Raw genomic sequence first — 4,547 nt, 5'->3', positions numbered from 1 at the left:
ATCACCGCCGCGATCTGCGGGAAGGTCAGCCCCTGCCCGAACAACACCTCGATCTGCGCGCGCTCCTGCTCCGACAACCGTGCACCAGGCATGACCGGATCCTTCCGTCAGCCTCGTTGCAACAACCACTTGAAGCGGCCCCGGCTGAATCCCCAGAAACGTCCCTGTCGGCACACGAAGCGGGCACGAAGCGGCGCACGAAGCGGCGCATGAAGAACCCGGCTCGAGCTGGGCACCGGGTGGCCTCAGAGCCAGCCGTTGTCCTCGGCGATCCGCACGGCCTCCGCCCGGGTGCGCGCCCCCGTCTTGCCGATCACCGACGACAGGTGGTTGCGGACCGTGCCCTCCGACAGGAACAGCTCGCGGGCGAGGTCGGCCACCGTGCCGCCGTCGCGGGCGGCCCGCGCGACCTCCGCCTCGCGGGCGGTCAGCGGAGACTCGCCGGAGACCAGGCTGTCGGCCGCGAGCGCCGGGTCGACCACCCGGAGCCCGGAGTGCACCCGGCGGACCGCGTCGGCCAGCTGCCGTGCCGGGGTGTCCTTGACGACGAACCCGGACGCACCCGCCTGCAGCGCCCGCCGCAGGAAGCCCGGCCGGCCGAACGTCGTCACGATGAGCACCCGCACCTCCGGCATCGACCCTCGCAGCGCCTGCGTGGCGGCGATGCCGTCCATGCCGGGCATCTCCACGTCGAGCAGGGCCACGTCGGGCCGGTGCTCCCGGGCCGCCGCGACCACCTCGTCACCGCTGGCGACCTCGGCCACGACCACGAGGTCGGGCTCGAGGTCGAGCAGGGCGGCCAGCGCACCCCGCACCAGGGCTTGGTCGTCGGCGAGCAGCAGTCGGATCGTCACGCTGCCGCCGCGGCGATGATCTGCATCGAGAATCCTTGGGGTTCAACGGTTCTGGTCATCAACGTCGCGCCGACCGCAGCCGCGCGCTCGCACAGGCCGCGCAGCCCGTTGCCGGAGCGCTCCATCAGCTCGGCATCGCGCGGCCCCCGGCCGTTGTCCAGCACCTCGACGCTGTCGGGCGTCAGCCGGACCGTGCACCGGGTCGCGGCGCTGTGCCGGATGACGTTGGTGACGCCCTCGCGCACGCCCCAGGCGAACAGCTCGCGCAGGTCGCCGGGGACCATGTCGGTCGAGGTGGGCAGGTCCGCGTCGATCTCGGCGGCACCCAAGGCGGCCCGCGCCCTGGCGAGCTCCCCCGGGAGGGTGAGCTCGCGATACCCCTCGACGGCGCGGCGGACGTCGACGAGCGCGTCGCGCGAGAGGCGTTCGAGGTCGGCGACCTCCGCCCTCGCACGGTCGGGGTCGACCTCCATCAGCCGTCCGGCGAGCTCGGCCTTGACCGTGATCACGGTCAACGAGTGGCCGAGGATGTCGTGCAGGTCGCGGGCCACCCGGTTGCGCTCCTCCTCCACGGCGAGCCGTGCGTTCTCCTCGCGCGCCAGGGACAGGTCGATGTTGCGGCGGATCAGCTGGCTGACGCCCCACATGGCGAACGCGGCCAGGAAGATCGACAGCAGCAGGCTGGGCTGGCCCTGCCAGCCGGGCACGACCACCCCGAGGAGCAGGGTCACGCCTGCGAGGGCCAGCACGGCGGCCAGCGCCACCCGGCTCGGCAGCAACATCACGGCCGTCACGGTCAGGTAGACCGTCGTGGCCAGTCCCGGCTCCCCCACCGCCAGGCACATCACCGCGGCGAGGGCCACGAGCAGGGCGAGCACCGCCGCAGCCTGCGGCTGGCGGGCGGCACCCAGCCGCAGCTGGCGGCCGCGGACCCAGGCGAAGGCCATGACGTAGGTCGCGGCGAAGAGCACCGTCGCCGCGATGCCGGCCCAGCCCTGCCAGGTGTCCCGCTCCTGCCAGCCGGCCCGCAGCGGCTCGGCCAGGAACACCAACCAGATCGCGGAGAACAGGACGCCGATGCGGCGGGGTCGCCCCGTCGCATCGGCCGTTCCCCAGCCCCTCAGCGTCGTCATGGAGGTCACGCTAGTGATCCGTCCCGCCCCGGGTCTCAGACCCGCGCCGTGTCCTTGCGGAACCGCCAGGCGGCACCCGCGACGAAGATCGCCAGCCACACGAGCACGTTGACCACCCACAGGACGTCGAACGAGGCCCCCGTCAGCGGGGCGTGGACGAGCTGGTTGACGCCGTACATCGGCGTGAGCTCGGCGAGCTGCCGGAACGTGCTGCCCATCTGGTCCAGCGGCACGAACAGCCCGCCACCGAAGGCCAGCAGGGCCAGCACCGGGCCGAGGACCTGCATCACGTTGTCGCTGGGCAGCAGGTAGCCCATGAACAGCCCGAAGGCGGCGAACACCAGCGACCCCACCCACGCGATCAGGCCGGTCACCAGCCACAGGTGCGAGTCCATCCGCGCGTGGGAGAGGGCGCCGGCACAGTAGGTCACGACCACCGAGGCAAGGCCCATCGTCATCGCGGTCAGCATCTTGACCGCCAGGTAGGCCACCGGGGTCAGGGGCGTCAGGCGCAGCTGCCGGCTCCAGCCCAGCGACCGCTCGATCGACACCATGGCCCCGCCACTCGTCGTGGCGATCATGGCCCCGTAGACGGCCATGCTGATCATCACGTAGGCGGCCACGTTGCCGTGACCGGCGTTGTCGTTCGAGTACTTCTGGCCCACCCCGAAGATCAGGAAGAACACCACGGGCATGACGACCGTGAAGATCACGGTGCGCCGGTTGCGCAGCAGGCGCCGCAGCTCCAGGCGCAGGATCGCCCCGCTGAGGCCGCCCATCGGGGGCACGGTCCGCTCCAGGCGGGCCTGGTCCGGGGTGGTCGTCGCAGAGCTCATCGGGTCACGTCCTCGGCCTCGTCGTCGCCGGTCAGGGCGACGAACGCGTCCTCGAGCCCGCGCGCGGTGATCTCCAGGTCGCGGGCGTCGGTGGTGGTGAGCAGGTGCCGCGCGACCGTGTCGGTGTCGCGCGAGTGGATGAGCACGGTGTCGCCGCGCACCTCGATGCCCTCCGCAGCCGGTATGCCGTGCAGCGTCGCCTCGGTCGCGCCGGGCAGGGTGGCCCGGACCGTGCGGCCGGCGGCCATCGCCTTGATCTGCGCCGGGGTGCCGTCCCCGACGACCATTCCCTTGCGCACCAGGACGATCCGGTCGGCATAGGTGTCGGCCTCCTCCAGGTAGTGCGTCGCGAAGAGCACCGTGCGGCCCCGCTCGGCGTCCTCGCGGATCGCCGACCAGAACGAGCGGCGGGCCTCCACGTCCATACCCGTCGTGGGCTCGTCGAGAATGACCAGCTCAGGGTCGGACAGCAGCGCCATGGCGAAGCGCAGCCGCTGCTGCTCACCCCCGGAGCACTTGCCGACGAGCCGGTCGGCGATCCCGGTGATGCCGGCGCGTGCCAGCGCCTCGTCGACCGGTCGGCTCTGCGCGAACAGGCTCGCGGTGTAGGTCGCGGTCTCGCGGACGGTCAGGTCCTTGAGCAGCCCTCCCGTCTGCATCACCGCGGAGACCAGGCCCCGGCGGATCGCTTGGTACGGCTCCAGACCGAAGACGGACACCTCGCCGGCGGTCGGTGCCGACAGGCCGAGCACCATGTCGATGGTGGAGGTCTTCCCGGCGCCGTTGGGGCCGAGGAAGGCGACGACCTCGCCGGGCCGGACGGTCAGGTCGATGCCGCGGACCGCCTCGACGGACCCGAAGGTCTTGCGCACCCCGCGCAGGCTGATCGCGTCAGCCCGCGAGGCTTCCACCCCTGCGGAGTCCCGGAGGGAGGCCAGCGAAGTCGTTGTCATGCCACAGATCCTGTCGGGCGCGGTGACCTCGCGCGCCCGACGCGCGTCACGGCATACCCATGACATCCGTCAGGTTCGCGGCACGGGTGAGCCCCGGCACCCAGCGGGCGCCGGGGCTCACCGCAGCAGGGTCAGCAGCCGATGAGGCGGCTGGCGAGGTAGCCCTCGATCTGGTCGAGGGAGACGCGCTCCTGGCTCATCGTGTCGCGCTCGCGCACGGTCACCGCGTGGTCCTCGAGGGTGTCGAAGTCGACGGTGATGCAGAACGGCGTGCCGATCTCGTCCTGGCGGCGGTAGCGGCGGCCGATGGCGCCGGCGTCGTCGAACTCGATGTTCCAGTGCTGGCGCAGCTGCGCCGCCAGGTCCCTGGCCTTGGGCGTGAGGTCGGCGTTGCGCGACAGCGGGAGCACCGCGGCCTTGACCGGCGCGAGGCGCTTGTCGAGCTTGAGCACGACGCGCTTGTCGACCCCGCCCTTGGTGTTGGGCGCCTCGTCCTCGGTGTAGGCGTCGACGAGGAAGGTCATCAGCGAACGGGACAGGCCCGCTGCCGGCTCGATGACGTAGGGCGTCCAGCGCTCACCGGTGGCCTGGTCGAAGTAGGTCAGGTCGGCGCCGGAGTGCTTGGCGTGGGTCGACAGGTCGAAGTCGGTGCGGTTGGCGATGCCCTCGAGCTCGCCCCACTCCGAGCCGGCGAAGCGGAAGCGGTACTCGATGTCGACCGTGCGCTTGGAGTAGTGCGACAGCTTCTCCTGCGCGTGCTCGTAGTGACGC

Annotated in this window: 5 protein-coding genes; all 5 read right to left on the bottom strand. The window is 71.8% G+C overall.

Annotated features, from left to right (window positions below; translation table 11 throughout):
- Positions 1 to 245: 245 nt before the first annotated feature.
- Positions 246 to 854: a response regulator transcription factor gene (locus tag VF825_RS08575; RefSeq protein WP_331112202.1), complete on the bottom strand. Its 609-nt coding sequence runs from the start codon at positions 852 to 854 to the stop codon at positions 246 to 248.
- The gene (locus tag VF825_RS08570; protein ID WP_331112200.1) at positions 851 to 1,987 is read right to left on the bottom strand and encodes a sensor histidine kinase; all 1,137 of its coding nucleotides are present in this window, start codon (positions 1,985 to 1,987) and stop codon (positions 851 to 853) included. The genes VF825_RS08575 and VF825_RS08570 overlap by 4 nt, the downstream gene beginning before the upstream one ends.
- Before the next feature lie 35 nt (positions 1,988 to 2,022).
- Positions 2,023 to 2,823 carry an ABC transporter permease gene (locus tag VF825_RS08565; protein WP_331112198.1) on the bottom strand — a complete coding sequence of 267 codons (801 nt, stop codon included), beginning with the start codon at positions 2,821 to 2,823 and terminating at the stop codon, positions 2,023 to 2,025.
- Positions 2,820 to 3,776 carry an ABC transporter ATP-binding protein gene (locus VF825_RS08560; RefSeq protein WP_331112196.1) on the bottom strand — a complete coding sequence of 319 codons (957 nt, stop codon included), beginning with the start codon at positions 3,774 to 3,776 and terminating at the stop codon, positions 2,820 to 2,822. The genes VF825_RS08565 and VF825_RS08560 overlap by 4 nt, the downstream gene beginning before the upstream one ends.
- 131 nt (positions 3,777 to 3,907) lie before the next feature.
- Positions 3,908 to 4,547 (bottom strand): His/Gly/Thr/Pro-type tRNA ligase C-terminal domain-containing protein (locus VF825_RS08555; RefSeq protein ID WP_331112194.1); only part of this gene is annotated, 640 nt, incomplete at its 5' end.

The organism is Oryzihumus sp. (genome assembly GCF_036391795.1).
Taxonomy (GTDB): domain Bacteria; phylum Actinomycetota; class Actinomycetes; order Actinomycetales; family Dermatophilaceae; genus Oryzihumus.
Note: the sequence above shows the minus strand (reverse complement) of the source record. Positions and strands in the feature narration are given on the sequence as shown.

Coding starts and splice junctions, on each gene's coding strand:
- VF825_RS08560 (WP_331112196.1), bottom strand. CDS start 3,776: ATGACAACGACTTCGCTGGCCTCCCTCCGGGACTCCGCAGGGGTGGAA.
- VF825_RS08565 (WP_331112198.1), bottom strand. CDS start 2,823: ATGAGCTCTGCGACGACCACCCCGGACCAGGCCCGCCTGGAGCGGACC.
- VF825_RS08570 (WP_331112200.1), bottom strand. CDS start 1,987: ATGACGACGCTGAGGGGCTGGGGAACGGCCGATGCGACGGGGCGACCC.